The organism is Candidatus Baltobacteraceae bacterium (genome assembly GCA_036489885.1).
In the GTDB taxonomy this organism is placed as follows: domain Bacteria; phylum Vulcanimicrobiota; class Vulcanimicrobiia; order Vulcanimicrobiales; family Vulcanimicrobiaceae; genus JAFAMS01.
Window position 1 is genome coordinate 480,852 of sequence record DASXEW010000003.1, and the last position, 21,872, is coordinate 502,723.

At 60.5% G+C, this 21,872-nt stretch carries 24 protein-coding genes; 15 read left to right on the forward strand and 9 right to left on the reverse strand.

Annotation, left to right across the window (positions count from 1 at the left end; genetic code table 11):
• Window positions 1-115 precede the first annotated feature (115 nt).
• The 5 genes from VGG22_08215 to VGG22_08235 are packed head-to-tail and all read left to right on the forward strand — an operon-like array spanning window position 116 to window position 4,816.
• Entirely contained in the window at window positions 116-1,315 is a 1,200-nt protein-coding gene (locus tag VGG22_08215; protein HEY1728340.1) for an MFS transporter, read from the forward strand.
• A gap of 9 nt (window positions 1,316-1,324) precedes the next feature.
• On the forward strand, window positions 1,325-2,773 hold the full coding sequence (locus VGG22_08220) for a M20/M25/M40 family metallo-hydrolase (GenBank protein HEY1728341.1): 1,449 nt from the start codon (window positions 1,325-1,327) through the stop codon (window positions 2,771-2,773).
• The gene (locus VGG22_08225; GenBank protein HEY1728342.1) at window positions 2,773-3,906 is read left to right on the forward strand and encodes a threonine synthase; all 1,134 of its coding nucleotides are present in this window, start codon (window positions 2,773-2,775) and stop codon (window positions 3,904-3,906) included. The genes VGG22_08220 and VGG22_08225 overlap by 1 nt, the downstream gene beginning before the upstream one ends.
• Window positions 3,903-4,376, forward strand: coding sequence for a RidA family protein (locus tag VGG22_08230; GenBank protein ID HEY1728343.1), 474 nt, complete (start codon window positions 3,903-3,905; stop codon window positions 4,374-4,376). Before VGG22_08225 ends, VGG22_08230 begins: the two co-directional genes overlap by 4 nt.
• 44 nt (window positions 4,377-4,420) lie before the next feature.
• Window positions 4,421-4,816: a cyclic nucleotide-binding domain-containing protein gene (locus VGG22_08235; protein ID HEY1728344.1), complete on the forward strand. Its 396-nt coding sequence runs from the start codon at window positions 4,421-4,423 to the stop codon at window positions 4,814-4,816.
• A 5-nt stretch (window positions 4,817-4,821) separates the two neighbouring features.
• Here the strand turns inward: VGG22_08235 and VGG22_08240 are convergent, their stop codons facing one another.
• Genes VGG22_08240 through VGG22_08250 form a run of 3 tightly spaced genes read right to left on the reverse strand, consistent with a single transcriptional unit; the run spans window position 4,822 to window position 7,041 of the window.
• Complete coding sequence (locus tag VGG22_08240) at window positions 4,822-5,238, reverse strand: ATP-binding protein (protein ID HEY1728345.1); 417 nt, start codon at window positions 5,236-5,238, stop codon at window positions 4,822-4,824.
• Entirely contained in the window at window positions 5,231-5,557 is a 327-nt protein-coding gene (locus VGG22_08245; GenBank protein HEY1728346.1) for an STAS domain-containing protein, read from the reverse strand. Before VGG22_08245 ends, VGG22_08240 begins: the two co-directional genes overlap by 8 nt.
• On the reverse strand, window positions 5,554-7,041 hold the full coding sequence (locus tag VGG22_08250) for a SpoIIE family protein phosphatase (protein HEY1728347.1): 1,488 nt from the start codon (window positions 7,039-7,041) through the stop codon (window positions 5,554-5,556). Before VGG22_08250 ends, VGG22_08245 begins: the two co-directional genes overlap by 4 nt.
• A 113-nt stretch (window positions 7,042-7,154) precedes the next feature.
• Here VGG22_08250 and VGG22_08255 point away from each other — a divergent pair, with 113 nt between their 5' ends.
• From VGG22_08255 to VGG22_08275, 5 genes are all read left to right on the forward strand, one after another.
• A complete protein-coding gene (locus tag VGG22_08255) occupies window positions 7,155-8,687 on the forward strand; it encodes a Na+/H+ antiporter (protein HEY1728348.1) in 1,533 nt (510 codons plus the stop codon).
• A 69-nt stretch (window positions 8,688-8,756) separates the two neighbouring features.
• Window positions 8,757-8,945 (forward strand): hypothetical protein, encoded by a 189-nt coding sequence (locus tag VGG22_08260; protein HEY1728349.1) that lies wholly within the window; start codon window positions 8,757-8,759, stop codon window positions 8,943-8,945.
• A 61-nt stretch (window positions 8,946-9,006) separates the two neighbouring features.
• The gene (locus VGG22_08265; GenBank protein HEY1728350.1) at window positions 9,007-9,501 is read left to right on the forward strand and encodes a lytic transglycosylase domain-containing protein; all 495 of its coding nucleotides are present in this window, start codon (window positions 9,007-9,009) and stop codon (window positions 9,499-9,501) included.
• Window positions 9,502-9,516: 15 nt separating this feature from the next.
• The gene (locus tag VGG22_08270; GenBank protein ID HEY1728351.1) at window positions 9,517-10,677 is read left to right on the forward strand and encodes an LptF/LptG family permease; all 1,161 of its coding nucleotides are present in this window, start codon (window positions 9,517-9,519) and stop codon (window positions 10,675-10,677) included.
• A 35-nt stretch (window positions 10,678-10,712) separates the two neighbouring features.
• Window positions 10,713-13,238, forward strand: coding sequence for a hypothetical protein (locus VGG22_08275; GenBank protein HEY1728352.1), 2,526 nt, complete (start codon window positions 10,713-10,715; stop codon window positions 13,236-13,238).
• Window positions 13,239-13,245: 7 nt separating this feature from the next.
• Here the strand turns inward: VGG22_08275 and VGG22_08280 are convergent, their stop codons facing one another.
• Window positions 13,246-13,410 (reverse strand): hypothetical protein, encoded by a 165-nt coding sequence (locus VGG22_08280; GenBank protein HEY1728353.1) that lies wholly within the window; start codon window positions 13,408-13,410, stop codon window positions 13,246-13,248.
• Window positions 13,407-14,195, reverse strand: coding sequence for a hypothetical protein (locus tag VGG22_08285; GenBank protein HEY1728354.1), 789 nt, complete (start codon window positions 14,193-14,195; stop codon window positions 13,407-13,409). The genes VGG22_08280 and VGG22_08285 overlap by 4 nt, the downstream gene beginning before the upstream one ends.
• Between VGG22_08285 and lnt the strand changes: the two genes are divergently transcribed.
• The 3 genes from lnt to VGG22_08300 are packed head-to-tail and all read left to right on the forward strand — an operon-like array spanning window position 14,194 to window position 16,798.
• Window positions 14,194-15,765, forward strand: a complete 1,572-nt coding sequence (gene lnt / locus VGG22_08290; protein ID HEY1728355.1) for an apolipoprotein N-acyltransferase — start codon at window positions 14,194-14,196, stop codon at window positions 15,763-15,765. The two genes, VGG22_08285 and lnt, sit on opposite strands and share 2 nt — an antisense overlap.
• Window positions 15,744-16,274, forward strand: coding sequence for a hypothetical protein (locus tag VGG22_08295; protein ID HEY1728356.1), 531 nt, complete (start codon window positions 15,744-15,746; stop codon window positions 16,272-16,274). The genes lnt and VGG22_08295 overlap by 22 nt, the downstream gene beginning before the upstream one ends.
• A 5-nt stretch (window positions 16,275-16,279) precedes the next feature.
• The gene (locus VGG22_08300) at window positions 16,280-16,798 is read left to right on the forward strand and encodes a hypothetical protein (protein ID HEY1728357.1); all 519 of its coding nucleotides are present in this window, start codon (window positions 16,280-16,282) and stop codon (window positions 16,796-16,798) included.
• Here VGG22_08300 and VGG22_08305 read toward each other — a convergent pair.
• Window positions 16,795-17,139 (reverse strand): hypothetical protein, encoded by a 345-nt coding sequence (locus VGG22_08305; protein ID HEY1728358.1) that lies wholly within the window; start codon window positions 17,137-17,139, stop codon window positions 16,795-16,797. The two genes, VGG22_08300 and VGG22_08305, sit on opposite strands and share 4 nt — an antisense overlap.
• A 67-nt stretch (window positions 17,140-17,206) precedes the next feature.
• Between VGG22_08305 and VGG22_08310 the strand changes: the two genes are divergently transcribed.
• A complete protein-coding gene (locus tag VGG22_08310; protein HEY1728359.1) occupies window positions 17,207-18,796 on the forward strand; it encodes an amidohydrolase family protein in 1,590 nt (529 codons plus the stop codon).
• Window positions 18,793-19,524 carry a BsuPI-related putative proteinase inhibitor gene (locus VGG22_08315; GenBank protein ID HEY1728360.1) on the forward strand — a complete coding sequence of 244 codons (732 nt, stop codon included), beginning with the start codon at window positions 18,793-18,795 and terminating at the stop codon, window positions 19,522-19,524. The genes VGG22_08310 and VGG22_08315 overlap by 4 nt, the downstream gene beginning before the upstream one ends.
• Here the strand turns inward: VGG22_08315 and coaE are convergent.
• From coaE to VGG22_08330, 3 genes are read right to left on the reverse strand one after another with little or no spacing between them, the layout of a single operon-like run.
• On the reverse strand, window positions 19,418-20,029 hold the full coding sequence (coaE, locus tag VGG22_08320) for a dephospho-CoA kinase (protein HEY1728361.1): 612 nt from the start codon (window positions 20,027-20,029) through the stop codon (window positions 19,418-19,420). The genes VGG22_08315 and coaE overlap by 107 nt on opposite strands.
• Entirely contained in the window at window positions 20,029-20,517 is a 489-nt protein-coding gene (locus tag VGG22_08325) for a hypothetical protein (protein HEY1728362.1), read from the reverse strand. The genes coaE and VGG22_08325 overlap by 1 nt, the downstream gene beginning before the upstream one ends.
• Before the next feature lie 12 nt (window positions 20,518-20,529).
• Entirely contained in the window at window positions 20,530-21,591 is a 1,062-nt protein-coding gene (locus tag VGG22_08330) for a S1 RNA-binding domain-containing protein (protein ID HEY1728363.1), read from the reverse strand.
• Between the last annotated feature and the right edge of the window lie 281 nt (window positions 21,592-21,872).

Sequence of the window (21,872 nt, forward strand, 5' to 3'; positions counted from 1 at the left end):
TGAGACGAACGTGAAAGAAACGTAGGACTGCCCTCCGGCCCGCTTCTTACCTAATCGGCCTCCCGGAAAGGGGGTATTAGCTCTGCCCTATCGCGCCCGCGACCTTCCGCTGTTCCTGGGGGCCCGCGTCCTCTCGGAGTTGGCGACGCTGGTCCAGTCCGTCGCGGTCGGCTGGCAGCTCTACGCGATCACGCACCAGCCCCTGGCCCTCGGGCTGGCCGGCCTGGCACAATTCGTCCCGATCTTCATTCTAACGCTCCCAGCCGGCGAGCTCTGCGATCGCGTGGGTCCCAAGCGCGTCCTCGCGGTCAGCATGGTGCTCGAGGGGGTCTGCGGCGCGATCTTCCTTTGGCTGACGCTGACCGGAATACACGCCGCGTGGCCATTTTTCACCACCCTGGCGATCTTCGGCGTCGCACGATCTCTTTACGAACCGGCGGTCCAATCGACGCTCCCGTTCCTCGTTCCGCGCGACAAGCTCCCGAGATCGATCGCCCTTAACTCGTCGCTCATGGAGGCCGCGATCATTTCGGGGCCCGCGGTCGGCGGGATCGCCTACACGCTCTCTCCGCAGCTGCCCTACCTTATTTGCATCGTGGCCTCGCTGATCGCGGCGCTTGCTGTTCTGCCGCTCGGCGGCCGCCGCGTCGAACGTGAAGACACAGCACCCCTCGCGGGACGGATCGCGCGCGTCATCGAGGGATTGCGCTTCGTCGCGAAGCGGGAGGTGCTGCTCGGTGCGATCTCACTCGACCTTTTCGCCGTGCTGCTCGGAGGCGCGACGGCGCTCTTGCCCGTTTACGCCCGCGACATTTTGAACATCGGCCCGATCGGACTCGGTATTTTGCGCAGCGCCCCGGCGGCCGGTGCAATCGTCACGGCGTTGTTTCTCGCGCAGCGGGGACTGACCCGACGCGTCGGTTCGAGTCTCTTCGTTGCAGTCGCAATTTTCGGCGTCGCCACGATCGTGTTCGGACTGTCGCACAGTTTCATACTTTCGCTCGTCGCGCTTGTCGTTGCGGGCGCATCCGACCAAATGAGCGTGTACATTCGCGCTTCGCTGACGCAACTCGCGACGCCGGATTCGATGCGTGGACGCGTCAATGCCGTGTATATGGTTTTCGTAGGCGCCTCGAATGAGCTTGGAGCGTTCGAATCCGGCGCTGTCGCTGCGCTTTTTGGAACGATTCGATCCGTCGTGTTCGGCGGCGTCGGCACGATCATCGTGGCTGCACTTTGGACGAAGTTGTTTCCGGCCATCCGCAACATCGATTCGATGGATGAGGTCCAGGAATTCGCTGAACTTCCGACATAACGCTGAACGATGTACGTACGTTTAGCTTCGATCGCAGCTTTTGTCTTAACAGTCGTATCATTCGGTCCGCCCGCCATCGCGCAAGCACCGTCGCCGGCGCCCCCGATGTTCTCAGCCGCCACGCTCGCAGCGTGCGCGAAAATTCGCGATGCTGCCCTCGATGACGACTATTCACTCCGACGCGTCGAGGATCTCGCTGATACGATCGGTCCTCGCTTGTCAGGCTCGCCCGGGGCAGCCGCGGCGGTAACGTACGTGCAGAAACAGTTTCAAGCACTCGGTGTGACGACGCGTTTGCAGCCGATCATGGTGCCGCATTGGGTGCGCGGTGCCGAGTTGGCGCAGCTCACGTCGTGGCCCGGCCAACCGCAAGGCCTCACGCAGAAAGTCGTCGTCACCGCGCTCGGTTCGTCACCCGCAACGCCACAAACCGGAATCGAAGCACCGGTTGTCGTCGTCCCGGATTTCGCAACGCTCGAACGTCTCGGTCAAGCCGGCGTCGCCGGTAAGATCGTCTTGTTCGAAGAGAAGTTCGACGTCCAAATGGCGCACGACGGCCTCGCAGGACAAGCGTACGGGAGCGCTGTCGCATATCGCGGCCGCGGACCCGCTGCAGCATCCAAGCTCGGTGCCGTCGCCGCGCTCGTGCGCAGCGTCGGCAGTGCCGACTTCCGCATAGCACACGCCGGCGGAACCGGCTTCCGCGATGCAAAACCGATTCCAGCAGCCGCGATTGCCGCTGAAGATGCCGACAAGATCACACGGCTCAGCCAACGTGGCGTCGTTCGTCTGCGCTTGATTCTCACGCCACAGACAATGCCCGACGTTCCAAGCAATAATGTCATCGCGGAGATTCCCGGACGCGAACATCCCGAACAAGTCGTCACGATCGGCGGACATCTCGACTCGTGGGATCTCGGCGACGGTGCGATCGATGACGGGGCCGGTGTCGCAATCGCGATGGAAACGGCACAGCTGCTCCAACATCTCCAGCTCCGCCCGAGACGGACTATTCGTATCGTCGCATTCATGAACGAAGAAAACGGAACGCGCGGTGGACAGGGGTATGCCGACGCTGAGAAAGCCAAACCGCAAAACGACGTGGCTGCAATCGAAGCCGACACGGGCGCTTCGCACCCGCTCGGCGTCACGGCCTACATCACGCCGGCGAGCGAACGCGCGCTCCGGCCGCTGATGAACGTTCTTGCGCCGATCGGCGCGATCGCGATACGGCGCGCCGACGAATCACCCGAAGAAGACATCCGCCCGCTAAGCGAGCTCGGCACGCCCGCGCTCGGAATTCTGCAAGACGACCGGCACTACTTCGACTACCATCACACGGCCGCGGACACGTTCGACAAAATCGTTCCTCGCGAGCTGGCGGAAAGCTCCGCTGTGATGGCGGTCGTGGCGTATGGCCTCGCCGAGGCCGACACGACGCTTGCGCGCATGAAATAATGCTGCGGCACCTCGAGTGCTCGCTCGTTCCCGAGCACACGCTCGACGCGGAAGCGCTCTACAATACGTGCCCGCATGACGACGCGCCGTTGCTCGTACGTTACGACGACTTATACATCGACGTCGACGAGAGCGAACGTTCGATGTGGCGTTTTCGCGGCGTCTTGCCGATCGATTCGGGCGAAGATCCGATAACGCTCGGCGAAGGTCTAACCCCGCTGTTGCTTCTCCAGAACGCGATGGCGTCGCTGCAGCTCGACGCGCCGCTGTACGTCAAAGACGAATCACAGAATCCGACGGGTTCGTTCAAAGCGCGCGGCATGTCGGTTGCGGTGACGGTCGCAAAGCGACTCGGCGCAACGGCGCTCGTTGCGCCCAGCGCCGGCAATGCCGGGAGCGCGCTCGCTGCTTATGGCGCAAAGGCCGGTTTGGCGGTGCACGTCTTCTTGCCCGCGGACACGCCGCGCATGATAATCGAACAAACAGAACGCTACGGTGCGCGCGTTACCAAGGTCGACGGATTGATCACCGATGCCGGAAAGCTCGCCGCGGCGCACGCGCGCGAAACCGGAGCGTTCAACGTCGCGACGCTGCGCGAGCCATATCGCGTCGAGGGTAAGAAAACGATGGCGTACGAGATCGTCGAGGAGCTCGGCGCCGTTCCGTCCGCGCTCATCTATCCGACGGGCGGCGGCACAGGTATCGTCGGGATGTGGAAAGCCTTCGAAGAGATGGAACGTCTGGGATGGATCGGCAGCGAGCGTCCGCGTCTCTTCAGCGTTCAATCCAATTTGTGTCCCACGATCGTCAACGCATTCGCATCCGGAGCCGAAACGGCGCAGCCGACGGCATGTTCGACGAGCATTCACGGCTTGCGCGTCCCCTATCTGATCGGCGACCGCCTGGTGCTGCGTGCTTTGCGCGAATCCGGCGGTGGCGCGGTTGCGGTCAGCGAGCCGCAAATGATCCAGGACATGCTCGTGCTGCACGCGCGCGAGGGCATCGACGCGACCGAGGAAGGCGGCGCGACGCTCAGCGCATTGCGCGCGCTGCTCGAGCGCGGCGAATCATTCGACGGTCCGATCGTGCTTTTCAATACCGGCTCTGCATTGAAATACGGAGAACGTTCGTGAGCATCACCGCTGAAGCACGACTCAAGCAGCTCGGTATCGAGCTTGGTCCGCCACCGAAACCGGCGGGGAACTACGTGCCGTACGTCATTACCGGAAATCTACTGTACGTTTCCGGAAATGGTCCACGCCTACCGGATGGTCGGTTCAAATCCGGGAAAGTCGGCCGTGAGGTAACACCGGAAGATGCGTATGATGACGCGCGACTTGTCGGCATCGTTATCCTCGGCATCGTTCGTACCGCGCTAGGTTCGCTCGATCGCGTAAAGCGTGTCGTAAAACTGTTCGGTATGGTTAATGCGGTCCCAGAATTCACCGATCATCCCAACGTCATTAATGGATGTTCCGATCTTTTCGTCGAGATATTCGGTGAAAACGGACGCCATGCGCGTTCCGCAGTCGGCATGGGCAGCTTGCCGATACAGATCACCGTTGAGATCGAGGCGATCTTCGAGATAAGTCCCGAAGTGTAATCCCCCGCACTTATGCGGCCTCGAGAAGCTGCTAAGATGCGAACATGACCAATGGCGAGATGATTAGTCACGCGGGTGGCGACGTAGTCTCGGTAGCCAAGGACGAGACGGTCTTTCTGCACGGCTCGATTGGTGCGCACATGTACGTCGTGCTGGACGGACAAGTCGAGATTCGGATCGGCGAGCGTGTCGTTGACGTCGTGAGTCCCGGACAATTCTTTGGTGAGATGGCGCTCGTCGACGAACGTCCGCGCGCCGGTACCGCAATTGCACGTACCAAAGGAAGCCTGCTGCGCATCGACAGCAAGCAATTTCTGAAGCTCGTTCGCGAGTCGCCGGATTTTGCACTCAAGCTGCTACGCGTGGTGGTTGGACGCGTGCGCCGCGCCGATTCGCTCGGCGGGCTTACGGTTCCGACGAAGAGCTCAACCCAAACCTAGCGCGTTTACTTGACGGCGCGAATCCGGCGCCGGCGTTGATCGATATCGAACGACAGGTGCACCTGCGTTCCGCGCGAGCGATCTATTTCGACGCTACGTGCGATCGCACGGGCGATGCGCAAACCGAATCCACGTCCGGCGCGCTCCGAGCGTTCGATATATCTCCCCGAATCTCGAACGTCGACGGCGAGTATCGCTTGACCGGCGCGAGCGTGGATTTCGACGCTCCCGGCCGCTCCATCGACATAGGCGTGCTCGACCGCGTTTGCCAGCACTTCGCCGACGGCGGTCAAAACGTCGTCGACCGTATCCGGGGCAAGCTCGAGCGCTTCAAGAAACGAGCGCAGTGCATGACGCATCGGCCGCACGTTTGCACGCGCAGCCGTCCGCGTCATACGCAGCTCGGCAACGCCGTCATCCATTATTTAGGAGATACGTCAAGGCAGCCGAACGTTCCCTGAACACCGGGAAGGCCTCGCTAAGCCCGGCGTACTCCAACAGTCGAATGAGCTGCGGCTTGACCATCAGCACGGCGATCCGCACGTTCGCTGCCGTGGCCTTTTCGCTGAAGTGAAACAACGCCGAAATCACGGTCGAATCCGCATAGGATACGTCCGAAAGGTCGAGCAACACGGGCGTCCCGCTTCCTGAAAGCGCCAGACTGCGCGCGACTTCGTCGGCTCGGCCGACGTCGAGCTCACCCGAGAGTCCGATGACGACGACCGAAGAGTCGCCGCTCACGCCGCGTTCGCTCCGGTAACGGGGGTCGAGCTCGTCGAAGGCGTATGGCCGCCGCGCGACGCGCTCGTGATGATTTGTGCCTCGCGTGAGCCGTCGCCCGCATATTCTTCCCGTTGCACAAACGCGAGCGTCAGAATCGCGACGTCGTCTTCGGCTTCTCGAAATCCGAAGATATGATCGCGAATCGCTCCGGCCGGCTCCGGATTGCCATTTTCGACCGCGAGACGGATCGCTTCCAGCAGCACTTTCTCTCCCTCGATCGGGTCACGCGCGAACTCGACGGCCCCGTCCGTATAGAGCACCAACGTCGCGCCGGGCACAGTTTGAATGCTTTGCGTGCGATATTCACGTGAGGGAAGAACACCGAGCGGAACCCCGCCCACAGGAAGAATGCGCGGCGCGCGCCCGGGCTCGACGAGAATCGGCGGCGGATGCCCGGCCGTCGCATAGATGAACGAAAACTTGTTCGCGTCGGCGATACCGCACACAGCGGTCACCATGCGTCCGCGATCGTCGATCAACTCGTCGTTGACGCGGCTAAGCATCTTGGCCGGATCGGCGTGGAGCAGCGCCGCGGAAACGATTGCCTGCCGCGCACGATTCATCGAGACCGCAGCCTCGAGTCCGTGTCCCGCGACGTCGCCGATCGCAAACATGACGCGACCGTCCTGAAGCTCGACACCTTCGTACCAATCACCACCAACTTTGCGTTCTTCGCGTGCCGGGATGTACGTCGCGCTGAACGCAACGCCGAGCAGCGTCGGCAACGGCTTCTGTAGAAATGCGTCTTGCAGCGCATCCGAAACGCGCCGTTCTGCGGCATATGCGGCACGCAACGTCGCGGCTTCGGCCTCACGTTCTGCGAGCTGCCGTATCGAACGCGTCTGCACGATTCCAACAACGATGCCCGTGAGCCCGAGAATGACGAGCGTGCCCACCGTCACGAGCGCGTTCTGCTCGATCGCGGTACGCGTCGCAACGTCCGTCTTGCTCTCGAGTGTGGCCAAAGCGTCTTCAATCGAGGTGATGTCGAGGCGATAGCGATCGATGAGCTTTTTTCCGTAGCGCTGGATGGCGTCGGTACCTAGCGGACCGCCCAATACCGGCGCCGCGACGAGCTGCAGCCACTGGCTATTGACCTCGCGCGCGTCGTTGAGCGCAGCCGCGCGTCCAACATCGAGTTTTGAGAGAAGCGCTCCGAGATGGTCGAATGTTTTCGGCAAGACAGGCAACGCGGCTTGATATGGCTCTAGAAGCACGCGCGATCCCGTTGCGGCCCAACCGCGAATTCCGGTCTCCTCGTCGAGCTGGAGCGCGAGCGCATCTTCAGCGAGCTGCCGCGCGCTGCGAACTTGCGCTTCGGTCGCAAAGCTTCGTGAGATAAGGCTGTTCACGGAAGCGCTCGCTTCCGCTAAGATCGCCATAGCGACGACCAGCAAGATAGCAAAGGCGACGATGGGCCCGTTGGCCCGCAAACGTTCCATGCGTCGGCTTATTTTGTTGACTTCCTAGGTTGATGCCTGCGATGCTTGGGTAGGTAAGCGTTCGAGCGAGGTGCGCGGAGCTGGAACAAAACGATCTTTGGATTCTGGTCGGACTGCTCGGCGCAGCGATACCGCTGATCGCGCTAGCGCGCCGCGCAAACATCCCTTATCCGATCGTGCTCGTGCTCGGCGGCCTCGTCCTCGGGTTCATTCCCGGCCTGCCGCAGCTCGAGCTGGATCCGAATCTCGTGCTCGTGATCTTTTTACCGCCGCTTCTGTACTGGGAAGCGGTCACCGCGCCGACCGACGTGATGCGCCAGAATTGGTCGCAGATTTGGGTTCTCGCATTCGGTCTCGTCATCGTGACCGCGATCGTCGTCGCGGCGATCGCGCATGCTACGATCTCGCACCTGACGTGGGCGATGGCGTTCGTGCTCGGCGCAATCGTCGCGCCGACCGACGAGCTTGCTGCCGCGCCCGTTCTCGAGCGGATGCGAATGCCGCGACACCTGATCGCGATCGTCGTCGGTGAAAGCCTCCTCAACGACGCGTCCGCGCTGATCTTGTACAAATTTTCGATCATTGCCGTCGTGACAGGCAGCTTCATCTTCAGCGGCGCGTTGTTTCACTTCGTCGTTGCGGCTGTTGGTGGAATTGCAGTCGGACTGCTGGTGGGCCGGCTCGCGGTCGAGGGCTGGCAACGCATCAAGGATACGCAGCTACAAGGGATCATCTCGTTCGAGCTTTCGTATCTTGCGTACTTGCTCTCGGAGCACTTCTCGCTATCCGGCGTGCTCGCGGTCGTGTACGGTGGTACGTACATCAATCGTTTCACGCCGCGTGTGGTGACGCCGGCGTCCCGATTGCAAGTCGTCGGCTACTGGGAAACGGTCGTCTTTCTCATCAACGCCGTGCTGTTTTTGATAGTCGGCATGCAGCTGCACGAAGTTGTGCACAACGTCTCGCTCGAATATTCGTGGCAAAGTATCGCGTGGTACGCACTGGTCGTCAACGTCGCCGTTGTCGGCGTCCGGTTTGCGTGGATTCTCGGCGTCGAATACATGCCGTTCATCGGTGCATCCTCGGAGCATTCGAAGGGCGATTGGCGTCACGCCGTCATCGCAAGCTGGTCGGGATTGCGCGGCGCCGTATCGCTCGCAGCAGCGCTTGCAATTCCCGTTTCACTTCAGGGCGGCGGACCGCTGCCGCATCGTCATCTCGTTATCTTTCTCACGTTCAGCGTGATCTTCGTAACGCTGGTCTTCGGCGGATTGACCTTGCCGTGGATCGTGAAGTTACTCTCCGTTCCCGAAGACGAGAGCGAAGAGGAAGACGAGTTGCGCGACGGATTGCTCGGCATGACGAAAGCGGCGCTCGAAGAGCTGGATGCAATCGACGCCGAGGGCGGTCTCGATGCGCCGGCCGTCGCAAGGCTTCGCAAGCAGTACGAACACCGGCGCGACCACGCCGAAGGCCCGCCGCCCGAAGAGGACGCCATCCTTGATGCGGAGCGCCGCTTGCTCGCCGCCGAGCGGCGCGCATTGCTCGAGATGCGCGAGCAAGGCAGCATCGACAACACCGTTTTACGCCGGCTCCAGCGCGTGCTCGATATCTCCGACGAGCGTCTCGACCGCGGGATTCATTAAATGGGCGAACAAACGTTCGATGCGAATGGCGGTAGGCCGCCGGGCATCGAGAGCTAAGACAAGAGGCCGATGGATCATCCTGAAAACGAGCCGAAGCAGGACGAAGTCGAACATCTTCAGCGCTCCGAAGAAGAAGTTGCGCTGGAAGATCTCGATATTCCGGACGACCTCAAATCCGAATTGCTTCGCGAGCTGGATGGATTTAAGGAAGGGGACGACGCACGCCGGCGCGGCGAGCGCCCTCCCGGGAGAGCTTAAGCCTCTACTCATCGTGCGCAGCAGGCCGCTACGCCGCGCAGAGTCGAAGGCGGGTCCGGTCGTGTGCAATCACTTTCGGACAGCTTTTGCGCGGCTGGGCCCGATCACGATCGCCGTTCTTTTATCTGCCTGCTCCGGCTCGGGGAGTTTGCCGTTCTCATCGTACTCGATGAACCCGCAGACGCTCGCGCATCTCGAGAAGACGTATGCGCAATCGAACCGCGTCCCGGTCGCATTGGTTCGCGCCGTCGTCGACGCCGAGTCGAAGGGGAATCCTTACGCGATCAGCCGCGCCGGCGCGCAAGGGCTCATGCAGTTGATGCCCGCAACGCAAGCGCGTTACGGTGTCTGCGATCCCTACGACCCTGCCGCCAACATGGACGGCGGGACGCGTTATCTCCACGATCTTTTGGCGAAATATCACAACGACGTCCAACTCGCGCTGGCGGCATATAACGCAGGTCCCGGCGCGGTTGCGTACTATCACGGAATTCCGCCGTTCGCCGAGACGCGGTCGTACGTCGCGCGCGTGAGCGCGGCGCTCCGAAGCCTCTAAGGGCCTCCGCTTTCTATGGCTTCATTCCCGGGCGTCGTGAGCGCCGTGCTCACCGCATCGCCACGACGGAAATTGACGCTGCCGATTCTCGACGGATACATCTTCCGCGAGATGGCGCCGCCGTTTGCGATCGGCCTCTGCGCCTATCTGCTCTTTCAGTTCTTGAACATTTTCTTCTTAGCGGCAGACTACGTCATCAACCAGCACGCGTCGGTACTCTTGGTCTTGCGGTTTTTGATTCTGCGCGTTCCGCAAGCTGCGCCGCTGGCGTTCATTTTCGGATGTCTGTTTGGAACGATGCTCGCATTCGGCCGCTTAGTCGCGGACAACGAGATCACGGCCCTGCGCACTTCGGGCATCTCGTTTTGGCGCATCGCTCGCGTCCCACTGCTGTTCGGGTTGGGCGCATTTTTGCTGTCGTGGTTCATCAACGAAGAGCTCGCACCGAAAGCCACGACGCTCTCGACGCGAACGTTCTATCAGATCATCTACCACACCTCAGCATTGCCGATCGAGCCGCAAATCTTCCGCAAAGATCCGACGACGGGACGCGTCTTCTTCGTCAACACCGTAGATTCGATCACGCACGAGATGTCCGATGTGATGATCTTCGATCGCGGAACCAGCTCGCCGTTCGACTCGGTCATGACTGCAAAGCAAGCCTACATCAAAGACGGCAAGCTGCACTTGCAACATCCGACGATCATCCGCTTCAAGCCGAGCGGCTTCGTGGACGTGGAGAATCGCAGCGAAGAGGTCATCGTCGGTTTGCCGCTCGACGTCAACGCCGATGAATTCTTCAATCAATCCGGCGGCGATCCGACCGCGCTTGATTCGAAAACGCTCTCGGCACAAATCAGAGCTCTCCAAGTAACCGGCACGGGCGGACAGGCGATCGACAATTTGAAGTTAATCCTGGCATCGCGCCGCGCGTTGCCCTTCGGTTGTTTCATTGCGATTCTCGTCTCACTGCCGTTGGCCGTCGTTTTCGGCCGGCGCGGGCGCGAGCTCGGCATGGCGCTCTCGTTAACCGTGATGTTCGTGTACTATCTCGCAGCCTCCGCGATGGCGGCGCTCGGAAGGAACGGCGTCGTCGACGCAACGCTCGCATCGTGGACGCCGAACATCATCGTCGGAGTGGCAGGCGCCGTGCTTTTGCGCAAAGTCGAACGATAAAGCGGTACCAGATGCGCGGGTGGATAGCTTGTTGCTTGGCAATCGCGGTGTTCGCGATTTATGCGCTCCCAGCTAACGGCGAAAACGCATATCAGACGCCTGAAGCCTTACAGGCGCTTGCGATTCTCGATCATTCGTGTTCGCCCGACTCCAACGTCAAAGACCGTCTACCGGACATCAAGTCGCTGCTGAAGCGCGCCGGACGCCGCAGTACATATTTCCAAGTCGCGCAAGCCGAAGAAAGCGCGTCGCCCGCGCCGGTACCGACGGGACCGGGCAACGGAACTCCGATTCCGGGCGCCTCACCAACGCCGTTCGCTCAACAGCCGCCGATCGGTCCGGGCGTCATTCCGCCGCCGACGACGCCGCCGTCCACGTCGGCGCCTGCGCCGCCAGCCGTTCCGTCGCCATCTCCGTCGTCGACCGGAACGCTCGGACCGCTGCCGATCGTGCGTCCGACGGGCGGCGTGCCGACCGTGGCGCCGAGAAGCACATCACCAACGCCGTTTCCAACGGGTTCGCCGTTGCCCGGACCCTCGCCGACGATCGCGCCGTTACAGCCGGGACAGATTCTTTTGTTGTCCGACCGCTACGCGGGCTCAACGGACGAGAGCAAGCCGCAAGATTTCGACGGCAACGTCAACCTGTTCTACGATCAGGGCGTCATCGTCGCCGAGCACGCGCACTACGACGGCTCGCGATATCTCGATTTCACCGGACATCCGTACCTGCGCAATTATTCGGGCGACACGGTGTTCGTCGCGGATACCATTCGCTTCGACAAGTTTACGCAGCAGGCAACGTTGGTCCATGGCAGCGGCGACACGACCGAAGGTGTTGAGAAAGGCAAACTGCATTTCTCGGCGGCCGAGATGGTTACGCTACGCAACGGACACACGGTCGGCAAGAATGCGAGTTGGACGACGTGCGACAATCCGCACGCCGGCTATCACATGGAATCCAAGACGTTCGAAATGCGCCCTAACGACAAGATCATCGCGCGCAAAGTCACCGTCTTTCTCGGCCCGCTTGCGATCTTCTACCTTCCCGTACTCGTCATCAGTCTCGTGCACGACAAGGGTCCGCCGCGGACTTCATTCCTGCCGCTCTTCGGATACGATCAAGCCGAAGGCTTTTGGGTCAAGACACGATTCGGCTTTGGAAACAGCCAGCAATTCTACGGATATTACCGGCTCGAGTATTATTCGAAGCTGGGCATAGGTTTCGGTGCGAACTTCGTTATCGGTACGCGCAATCACCGGCGGCAGACGACGATTGACTTTTATCGTTCGCCGCCCAAGCCCAGCGGCGGCGCCAACAACTTCAACCTGAACGATCAAGAGAATCTGAGCTCAAAGCTCAAGGCTCAATTTCAGGTTCAGTACATCAGCAATTACGGTCCGCTCGTCACCGGTCAACCTCCATCGACGACGATCGGCGGCAGCATCGCATACACCGGCGCGCGCACGAGCGACGACTTTACGTTTCAGCGCTACCAACAAGGCTCCGAACAAGGCTCCGACAATCTCGGCTACACCGAGACGATCAATTTCCGCCAGAACCTCACCGAAGCGCTCAACATCGGCTGGACGCGTAACTTCAACTCGCTGGCCGGACAGTCGAGCAACGTCGACTCGACCACGATACAATCGTTGTTGAACTATACGACGCCTTGGGCGCTTTACAGCATGAACTTCAACAAGACGTTGTCGCTCGAGCCCAGTGGAAAAGACATCGAGCCGGAGTTCTCGATTCAGCCGCGTGCGATCTTCCCGTACGACAAAGCCATACCGATAACGGCGCAGTTCGTAACGGGCGAGTATACCGAACCCCAAACGCCGTTCTCAACGGCGGCGGGAGATCTCTCGCTCAACTTCGGTCCGGCACTTGCGCACTTCTGGGGCAGCGATTTCTCAGCAACCATGCGCGTGCAGCAATATGCGTTTGCAACCGGCGACATGAAGGCTGAAATCGACCAACAAGCTTCATTTACGACTCCGTTCGGCAATCATGTCCTCAACGCGATCACGTACACGGAAACGAATTCGAACGGTCCGGAAAGCGAGCCGTTCCAAACCTTCGACTTGCTTTCCGGCGGCTCGCACGGTGCGCAAGACGTCATACAGTTCTACAATCAGGACGATTGGGTGTTGCGTCTCGCAAGCGGCACCGGTTTCAACCGTCAGGCACAACCGATTTCATATTCGCTGACCGTACGGCCGTCGTTGCGCTCGTTTTTCACGATGAACGGTTCGTGGGCTCCGGGTCCCGGTCAGGGCTTCGAAACCACGCAATATCAGATCATCACGCCGTTCGGCTACAAAACCGATCTACAATTCGCAGCCACACAGAATTGGAAAGCCCGGGGACAGATTACCGACAAAGTCGTGTATCTACGGCGTATCATCGGCGACTGTTATGACGTGCGCGTATCCTACAACCAGGACCTCAAGCTCGTCTCCGTCGGGTTCGACTTGCTCGCATTCCCGTCGTACGGCGTCAATTTCGGTTTAGGTCAAGTCGGATCGATCGTTCCGGGCAACCTCACCGGCTCGTTCTAGTCTTCTCCTAGCGATCGTCGCACGGCGGATGACCGCATTCGCAGAAGTCCATCTCTTCGGCTTCATCCGCAGCCTGGCAGTATTCGCTGCAAAATGCCTCGGTGTCGATCACCTCGGTAACCATGCAATTACAGGTCGCATTCGCGCACTCAATCGTCTGCTGATTGCTCATGGGAACGCGTTCTTGATCTCTCCGCCGGCGATAGTTGTACTTGCATTACCGGTACCGACCGCGCCGGCTGGTACGGTCAGCTGGTTGACGTAGTCGAATATCGTGTTGGTCGGCAGCGGCAGCGAGAACGTCGTGTCCGTGCGGCCGTTGAGCCCCAGTGCGTCTAGTGGTACCCCGTTTTGATCGAGGACAAAGAAGTTCACGTACCACGTGTCGCAGACATAGAGAAATTGCACGCTGCACGAGTTGCTGGGCAGTGGTGAGGGTGACGGCGTCACGCCCGGAGGCAGCGGCGTCGGGCTCGGCGTCGGCGTTACGCCGGAGGGCAGCGCAGTCGGGGTAGGCGACGGCGAGGGAGTTGCGGCGCCGATCGGTGGCCGGTCGAGGAGCGTACGTGAGAAGAGCAACGTGAATTGGGTGTTCTGTCCGTTGCTGTTCAATGTAAGCGTCGCCAAGTTGAGCGGCACGACGATTTGCTGGGTCCCGACGTTGGTCGTGCTACCGGGGGTCAGATAGTATTGCAGCAGGACGGGCGGACTTTGAACGGTTCCGAATTTTCCCCCGATGAACCAGGCAAACGAATAATTCAAGAAGCCGCCGTTGAATTGCGTATTGGCATACGGCGTACCGCCGTTAGCGCTCGTGTTGAACACGATCGCGTACGTGTAATCCGTGAAGTCGAAGGGTCCGGAAACGGTGTAGCGGATCAGCATGTTCCCGGACGGAAGACCGGCGATGGTCCCCGGCGCGGGGAACGTCACCTGGCGCCCGCACGCGGCAAGCATGATCGCGACGAGAGAGAAAGCTAAACCGATCGACCGTAACATCCTGACCTCAACGCGCACACTCGCAATAGTGATCTCTGTGGCGTCCGCAGTTGCGTTGACGGCGGCATTCCCAAAGCTCGATTGGGCTTGGATTGCGCCGTTTGCAATGGCCGGACTTTTTTGGTCCTGGTTCGTGACTCCCGCTCGCACCGCGTTCTGGATCGGACTTCTCAACGGGGCTTTGTTTTTCACGATCATGTACTCGTGGTTTGGCGTGACCGCGGCCAGCCTGGTCGGTCCCTATGGCTTCGTGACCGTTCTGGGACCCGCGATCGGCGATGCGCTCGCCTTCGCGTTCGCCGGGTTCTTCGCGTCGCTCGTTTTCGCACGCGCTCCGGGGCTTCTGGGAGCATTTGCCGGAGCTGCGGCGTTCGCGGTCAGCGAATGGTGCCGTTCGGTCGGGGTGCTGGGCGTGCCGTTCGCGCAGATCGGCTACTCGCAAACATCGAGCCTCTTTGGGCCGCTCGCCGCGTATGGCGGATCGATCTTCGTCACATTCATAGTCGCCGCAATCGGCGCCGTGTTCGCCTCCTATGTCATCGAGCGCACGCGCCTCATTCAAACGATTGCGGGTCTGGCCGCGATCGGGCTGTTGACCCTCGCAGCGTATGCGTTCTGGCCGGCACGTCATGCCGCGCCGGCTACGATTCCGGTTTCCGCAATTCAAGGCAACATCAAACAGCAGACAAAGTGGGATCCGCAATCATTTTTTCTCGCCTTCGAACGCTACGTCGAATTGACGCAGGCCACGCAGGCTACGCATCCGGTTTTCGTGCTCTGGCCGGAAACGGTGATCACTGCGGCGATTGGCGACGATGATGCACTTGCACCAAGAGACGTCCCCGGCGCGCGTCAAACACGCGAACGCTTCGGGATGCTCGCGCAGAGCTTGAACACGACGATCGCGGTAGGCTCGCTCGAAGTCTCACACGACGGTTTGCACAACGCGCTCTACTTTTTCGCACCGGACGGCATGCTCGACGTCCTCTACCGGAAACGTCAGCTGGTGCCGTACGCGGAGTGGATTCCGTTTGGCAGCTCCTTGCTCAAATGGTTTCCCTATCTCGATCAGCTCGGAAGGCAAGTCCCCGGGCACGATCCGGCGGTCGTCACGATCGGTCCGCTTGACATCGCGCCGCTCATCTGCTGGGAATCCGCATTTTCCGACGTGGTTCACGATCAGATTGCACGCGGCGCAAACCTCCTCGCAATTTCGACCGACGACGGTTGGTTCGGCGAAAGCGCCGGACCCTACCAGCACGCGCAAATTGCGCAAATGCGCGCGATTGAAAGCGGCCGCTGGGTGCTGCGCGCGGCCGCCACGGGTGTCTCCGGGATCATTGCGCCCGACGGTCACTGGACGCAGCGCTCGGGTCTCGACGAGCAAGTCGCGATCAATGGTTTCGTCGGACCCCCGGCCCCAACGCTGTTCGCAACGATCGGACCCTGGAACGTCGCGTACGCGCTGTTCGCATTTTATCTTCTCTCGCTCCTCATCGGTTGGCGATGGCAAAACGCCTTGCACTAATCGCGACGATCGGCTTGCTTCTCGGACTCGGCTTCGCATTGTGGCGTGCCGGCGAAGAAGATCTGCCGCCGCCGACGGAAACGCAGACGATGAAAACGGGCGAGGCTCAGGGGCGCCGCGCGCAGTTCGCATCGTGGCAATTCACATACGATAGTGCAACGACGCTCCAGGACGGCGTCACCCAGGAGATCGATGGCATTCACGACGGCGTCTATTTAAAAAAAGGGAAGCCATTCGTGCGCATGCACGCCGATCGCGCCGTCTACAACTCGCTGACGCACGATTTTACCGTAAACGGTCCCGTGCATTTCGACGTCAACGATCATGGTAAGAACCGCACGTTCGATACGGACTACGCCGTCTGGACCGAGGCTAACCAGACGCTGCGCATCCCCGGGAAGGCGACGGTCGGCAGCGGTCGCGAGCAGGTGACGGTCACCGACATCACGGTCGACCTTAGCAAAGGCCAATACACCATAGGGAAGATTCAGGGCGCCGCCCAACCGTGAACAGCATGCGCAGCTCCTTGATCGCGTGCTTCATTCTCGTTCTCATGGTGTCGGCATGCAGCGGAAAGGGCGGCGGTGGCGCCTCACCCGACGCGACGCCGACGAGCGATACATATCTCTCCCATCGCGGCGAGGTGATGCCGCTGCGTAGCGCGCTCGGCGGAGTCGCATTTCGCCCGTTCATTCCGGCGCGCGAGATCATCGAAACCGCTGTTCTTCCCGCTTACAACGGCGGAGACGACACGCGTGTTAATCGCGGCATCGGTTTCGAGTACACCTCGAAACGAGAAGCTTACGTTCTCAAAGAATGGCCGGGAAGCGGCTTGCCCGGGCCGCGCAACGTCGCTACGATCGACAATTGCCTAATCACGTCGTACGACATCAGTGGCGGTGCGACCGGAAAGCAAGGAGCGCTATGGTCGAACGGACGAGTCGTTTCCAATCTTGTCGCGGTCGGCAACGCCTCTGACCGTGAGACGTTCGAGGAAGCGCGCCGGCTCGTTCGTCTCGGCGCGTGCCGTTAAGTCTTTTTTCCTTCCTCGATTTCGAGAGCTTTTTTCGCGTCGGCGATCAGCTTCTTGACTTTCTGACCGCCTTTGTGACCGATCTCTTCGTAGAAGTCAGAGCCGTACTTGTTCTTGACGACCTTGCCGCCTTTTTGGCCGATCGCTTCATAGAACTCGGCGCCGTGCCGCTCGCGGGTAACTTGACCACCCTTACGGCCGATCTTTTCGTAAAAGCCTGAACCGTAGCGATCACGCACAGTGTCGCCGCCTTTTTTGCCAGCTTCACGCACCGACATTTCGCCGCCATCGTTTTCATCTTGTGGGCGTTCGTTCACATTTTTATCCTTGTCGGTTGCCATTGATTCCCCCGGCCATTATCGAGCGACTCCGTGGTTCGTTCCCCCCGCAGCAAGCGACTAAACGCCAATGCTCAACTACATATTTGAGCGAGCAAGCGTCTACGACGGTTCTGGGAAGCCACCGTACGTCACAGACGTAGCAACGTTCGGCGATCGCATCGTGCTCATCGGTGATCTTTCCCAGCACGATGCAATCGAACGCATACCGTGTAGCGGTCGTGCGCTCGCTCCCGGATTCATCGATATTCATTCTCACTCCGATGAGAATTGGCTGATCGACGACGCTGCTGCAGGCAAGATAACGCAAGGCGTTACGACGGAAATCGGCGGCAACTGCGGCTCATCAATCGCTCCGTTGCTCGGTTATGCGCGCGAACGCAAACGCGCAGAGGCCAAACGGCTCGAGATCGAGGTCCAATGGTCCTCATTCGATCAGTTCTTTCGGGAAGTCGAACGTGCGGGTGTTGCGCTTAACGTCGCGTCGCTCGTCGGACTTGGAACCACACGGGCGTGCATCGCCGGACCTGAAGATCGCCGGCTCGAACGCGAGGAACTTCGTTCGCAAGCGCGACTGGTGCGCGAAGCGATCGACGAAGGTGCCGTCGGAGTTTCCAGCGGTTTGATCTACGAGCCGGGACGCTACGCAGATTTGGACGAGCTTGCGAGCTGCGCAATTGCAGCGCGTGAAGCCGGTGCCCCGCTTTATGCGTCGCATCTTCGCGACGAAGGCGATCGGCTGATCGAGGCCGTCGACGAAGCACTGGCGGTAGGCGCACGAGCCGACGTCATGGTGCAACTCTCGCATCACAAGGCTGCATGGCGGCGCAATTGGGGCAAAGTGCATCGCTCGCTCGAGATCGTCGATCGCGCGCGCACCGCGGGGCGGAGCATTGCCTGCGACGTCTATCCGTACGTCGCGATGTGGACCGATCTCGATACGATCCTGCCGGACGACGTCCGTGACGGCGGTCCCGAGGCAACCCTCGCGCGTTTGCGCGATCCAAAGACCGCGACGGCCGTGCATCTCGCGCTCGAGATGCGCTTTACCGCGCAGGAGTGGCACGATATCTTGATCACCGACGTGCGCAGCGCCCGTAATGAAGAGCTGGCCGGAAAGCGAATGGACGAGATCGCCTCCATGCGTGGCGTCAAACCGGCTCGTGCCGCCCTCGATCTGCTGGTCGAGGAACGTTTGCACGCACAGGCTGCGTTCTTTGCAATGAATGAAGACGATGTTGCAACCGTCCTCTCGGCCTCGTTTTGCGCGGTCGCAAGCGACGCTTCGACGCGCGGATTTTCCGGCCTCACGCGCCACGGCGTGCCGCATCCACGCGCATTCGGCTGCTTCCCGCGCATTTTCCGCAGGTTCGTGCGAGCGCGCAAGACGCTTACGAACGAAGAAGCGGTGCGGCGTATGACTTCGTTACCCGCGTCGCTGTTCAATTTGCGCGGCCGCGGAAACATCGCGGAGAACGCCTACGCCGATCTGGTTGTCTTCGATCCGGCACAGATCGGGGATCGCGCCACGTACGAGCAGCCCTACGAAGCAGCCGAAGGAATCGCACACGTCTTTGTGAACGGCTCGCCCGTAATGCGCGACGGTAGGATGACGCAAGCGCGTCCGGGACGTGTACTGCGTGGAGGAGGAGCAGCGTGATCGCGCTTTTCTTTGTTCTCGCACTTGCGGCTGCCACGCCGCCACAGCCGTTGACATTGACGGTTTCCGTCAATCCGGCGCATACGGCTTCGCTCGTCCCTGTTTCGATCTCGCTGACGGTTACGAACCGGACGCGCTCACCGATCACGCTCGAGTTTCCATCGCCGGATCTCTTTGACGTTCAAGTCCTGGACGCGGGCGGACAGGTTCTTTTCGATTCGCACACCGGGCACAACCCGATCGACGTGCATCGCAAGATGGTCTTCCCGGTCGGACGTACGAACATCGCGACGTACGCTTGGAGTGGTTTAACCGACGAACGTCACGCGCTTGCCGCGCCTGCGCAATACACGATCCACGTCGAGATGGCGAGCTCGTCGACAACGCTCGCAACGGACGTACCGCTCACGCTCGATGCGCCGCAAACGATCGACTCCGTGGTCGCGGCAGCAAAACCCGCAATCGCGACGATTTCCGGAACGCCCGAACGCGAGGGCGGCATCACCTACCTACGCGACGACACCGGACGCGTCGCGATCACGCAACCGCTGGGAATTCGTCCGCAAGGCACGTTCATCGCCCGCGGAATCATGCAAACGGTTTTGAATGAGCGCCGATTCGTCATTGACCGGTTTGCTCCGGCGTCCGACAATTCCGATCCTGAAGGGACGACCATACCGCGCGCGATGCCGCTTCCAAACTCGAGTAGTCTCCCGCGTTCTCGATAACGAACGTTGCTTTTGCGCGCGCGATCTCGGGATCGATTTGCGCGCCCATCCGGCGTAGGACGTCCTCGCGGCTCGCGCCGTCACGGGCGAGAACGCGCGCGATCCGGGTTTCGACCGGTGCGATGACGACGATCGTCGCATCGCATTTCTTCCAATAGTCGCCTTCGAAGAGTAACGGCACGACGTGTACCGCGATGCCGTCGCCGGCATTGCGCTCGACTTCGGCTGCGCGCGCACGCACACGCGGGTGAACGATCGCGTTGAGCGCGTCGCGCTCGCTCGCATCCGCAAACACGATCGCCGCAAGCGCAGCCCGGTTGATTGCACCGTCGCGGATCACCTGCGGCCAGCGCTTCGCTACCGCAGCAAAGCCATCGGTTCCCGGTGCGACAACCTCACGCGCGAGCTGATCGGCATCTATTATCGTCGCGCCGACCTGCGCGAAGATGCGTGCGACCTCGCTTTTTCCCGAACCGATCCCACCGGTCAGACCTACGCGCAGCATTAGGGCTGGTGCGGCGTTTCCTCGATCGTTTCTTTGACCGCGGAGAAGTCGGCTTCGAGCTCTTGCTGCAACATCTCGAGCAGCATCTTGGCCGTCGCTTCGGCGATACGTTTGCCGATAACGGCATCGAAGGCTTCACCGACGAGGCCGAGCGGCGGTTGATATTCGCCGCTCAGCACGATCTCGGTGTTGAGGCCGACCGGATGCATCTTCAGCGAACCGGTGAAGGTCGGAAAAGGTCCGCCGCCTGATGGCTCCCATACGAATTGCAGCTCGTCGTGCAAAAGGCGCTCGCCCTTGTGCCCGTGCAGCGGAACGAACGAAACGTCCACCTCACGTTCGATGCCCAGATTCGCTCCGAATCCCAGCTTCGCGAGGGGGACGCTTAATTTTAGGCGATGTTTCTTGACGCGCAAGCGCCGTACAATCGAATCGAGTGCAACCGAGTAAGGCGCGTTGACGGTGGTCGTTCCGTAGACTTCAGTCATCGCGCCTTTCGCTTATTCGACTTCGACGGTCTCCGCGATTGTGCCTAAGGGAGCGCCGTCATCCAGTGCGTAGTCCGCGATCTCTTCCGGAGAGATGTCGGCGACGTGTTGGATCGAGCCGGTGATGCGTCGCGTACCTTGATTGATCGTCAGCAGTGTGACCTCGACTTCTTGGCCGGGACTGTACTGCGCTGCGGGATCGAACTCGCCTTTCGGAACCATAGCCAGAACACCGGGGACGATTTCGACGAGGATGTAGTTCGGCGTAACCTTGACGACTTGCGCAACGAGCTTGTTGCCCTCGATCAGCTGATCTGCATGTTGCAGCCAGGGATCGGGCAGCGCGTGCTTGAGCGACAGGCTAACCTTCTTCGCTTCGGGGTCGAACTTCATGACTTCGACCTGCACCACGTCACCGATCTTGACGACTTCGGACGGATGCTTGATGCGCGCGTAGGAGAGCTCGCTGTTGTGAATGAGACCATCCACGCCGCCGAGATCGACGAATGCGCCGAACTCCGCGAGCCGGACGACAACGCCTTCGCGAATCTGTCCGACTTCGAGCGTTCCAAGCAGCTCTTGCTTCTTAGCGTTGAGCTCTTCTTCGAGAACCAAACGCTGGGAAAGCACGACGCGATGACGCTTGTGATCGAGATCGATCACTTTCAAGCGCAGGCGCTTTCCGACGAGTTCGTCGAGATTGCCGACAGGCTGCCGGCGAATCTGCGATGCGGGAACGAATCCGCGCATGCCGAGATCGACGAGAACGCCGCCCTTTACGACTTGCGTGACCGTTGCTTCGATCACTTCGTCGCGCTCGTGCGCTTCAATGACCTTTTCCCATGTCTTGAGCGCGCGTGCACGCCGTTCGGAAAGAAGCAGCTCGCCATCATCGTCAATGCGATGAATCATCACTTCGAGCTTGTCGCCAACCTTGAGCGTCTTCGGCTCGATCGCGAGACTCAACTCGCGGAACGGAAGCGTGCCTTCCGACTTGCCTCCGATATCGACGAGTAATTCTTCTTGATACTTCGCGACGATGACGCCGGTTAGGACTTGACCCTCGTCGAGCACTTTGAGGCTCTCTTCGTAGAGCCGTTGCTCGAGGGCGAGTTGGTCTTCTTCAGTTACCGCCGGTTTCGGCGGAGCGATTTCTGTTGTAGAGATCTGTCTTTTCCTATCAATATCACGGTCGTCGACCGTGAGCCCCGGAAATCTCCCGACCCGTCATCGTCCCGGACGAGGTGGACCCCGTCGGGGCCCGGGACGAGCAAAGTAGCCGAGAGCCGATCACAATAAGTGGCCACAGGAGCCTAACCGATATAAGCTCCGTTAGTCAAATCCGCTATGGCGGT

What these genes read in the sequence shown, in the direction of transcription:
- VGG22_08270 (HEY1728351.1), top strand. Translation starts at nt 9,517, where the DNA reads ATGGCTTCATTCCCGGGCGTCGTGAGCGCCGTGCTCACCGCATCGCCA.
- coaE (HEY1728361.1), bottom strand. Translation starts at nt 20,029, where the DNA reads ATGCTGCGCGTAGGTCTGACCGGTGGGATCGGTTCGGGAAAAAGCGAG.
- VGG22_08280 (HEY1728353.1), bottom strand. Translation starts at nt 13,410, where the DNA reads ATGAGCAATCAGCAGACGATTGAGTGCGCGAATGCGACCTGTAATTGC.
- VGG22_08325 (HEY1728362.1), bottom strand. Translation starts at nt 20,517, where the DNA reads ATGACTGAAGTCTACGGAACGACCACCGTCAACGCGCCTTACTCGGTT.
- lnt (HEY1728355.1), top strand. Translation starts at nt 14,194, where the DNA reads ATGATCGCGACGAGAGAGAAAGCTAAACCGATCGACCGTAACATCCTG.
- VGG22_08285 (HEY1728354.1), bottom strand. Translation starts at nt 14,195, where the DNA reads ATGCTTGCCGCGTGCGGGCGCCAGGTGACGTTCCCCGCGCCGGGGACC.
- VGG22_08310 (HEY1728359.1), top strand. Translation starts at nt 17,207, where the DNA reads ATGCTCAACTACATATTTGAGCGAGCAAGCGTCTACGACGGTTCTGGG.
- VGG22_08235 (HEY1728344.1), top strand. Translation starts at nt 4,421, where the DNA reads ATGACCAATGGCGAGATGATTAGTCACGCGGGTGGCGACGTAGTCTCG.
- VGG22_08225 (HEY1728342.1), top strand. Translation starts at nt 2,773, where the DNA reads ATGCTGCGGCACCTCGAGTGCTCGCTCGTTCCCGAGCACACGCTCGAC.
- VGG22_08300 (HEY1728357.1), top strand. Translation starts at nt 16,280, where the DNA reads ATGCGCAGCTCCTTGATCGCGTGCTTCATTCTCGTTCTCATGGTGTCG.
- VGG22_08260 (HEY1728349.1), top strand. Translation starts at nt 8,757, where the DNA reads ATGGATCATCCTGAAAACGAGCCGAAGCAGGACGAAGTCGAACATCTT.
- VGG22_08240 (HEY1728345.1), bottom strand. Translation starts at nt 5,238, where the DNA reads ATGGATGACGGCGTTGCCGAGCTGCGTATGACGCGGACGGCTGCGCGT.
- VGG22_08305 (HEY1728358.1), bottom strand. Translation starts at nt 17,139, where the DNA reads ATGGCAACCGACAAGGATAAAAATGTGAACGAACGCCCACAAGATGAA.
- VGG22_08250 (HEY1728347.1), bottom strand. Translation starts at nt 7,041, where the DNA reads ATGGAACGTTTGCGGGCCAACGGGCCCATCGTCGCCTTTGCTATCTTG.
- VGG22_08295 (HEY1728356.1), top strand. Translation starts at nt 15,744, where the DNA reads ATGGCAAAACGCCTTGCACTAATCGCGACGATCGGCTTGCTTCTCGGA.
- VGG22_08220 (HEY1728341.1), top strand. Translation starts at nt 1,325, where the DNA reads ATGTACGTACGTTTAGCTTCGATCGCAGCTTTTGTCTTAACAGTCGTA.